Annotated in this window: 2 protein-coding genes; both read left to right on the top strand. The window is 62.4% G+C overall.

The window, feature by feature from the left end; all coding sequences use genetic code 11:
• The coding region (locus ACSIPU_RS30675; RefSeq protein ID WP_435322491.1) for a hypothetical protein at positions 1-81 on the top strand (81 nt) is incomplete at its 5' end.
• A partial coding sequence (locus ACSIPU_RS30670) for a coproporphyrinogen III oxidase (RefSeq protein WP_435322490.1) occupies positions 81-372 on the top strand: 292 nt, incomplete at its 3' end. The genes ACSIPU_RS30675 and ACSIPU_RS30670, both read left to right, overlap by 1 nt.

The raw sequence follows: 372 nt of genomic DNA, 5'->3' as shown, positions 1-372 counted from the left end.
ATCGCCACCGCGATTGCCAACGGCATTATCAGCTATTTCCACTGGTTCGATAACCAGAAAGCCCACTCGAAGAGACGTTAATGAAACCCGATGCCGCGCAGGTAAAAACTTTTCTGCTCCAGCTCCAGGACAACCTCTGTCAGCAGCTGAGCGCCGTGGATGGCGCGCCGTTTATTGAAGATGCCTGGCAGCGGGAAGGCGGTGGCGGCGGACGCAGCCGGGTGCTGCGCGAAGGCCGGGTGTTCGAGCAGGCGGGGGTCAACTTTTCCCACGTCCATGGCGACGCCATGCCTGCCTCCGCCACCGCGCACCGCCCGGAGCTGGCCGGACGCAGTTTTGAAGCCATGGGCGTCTCGCTGGTGGTTCATCCGC

Source organism: Klebsiella sp. HN106 (assembly GCF_051209435.1).
Lineage (GTDB): Bacteria > Pseudomonadota > Gammaproteobacteria > Enterobacterales > Enterobacteriaceae > Klebsiella > Klebsiella oxytoca.
This window is presented reverse-complemented; position numbering and strand designations above follow the sequence as displayed.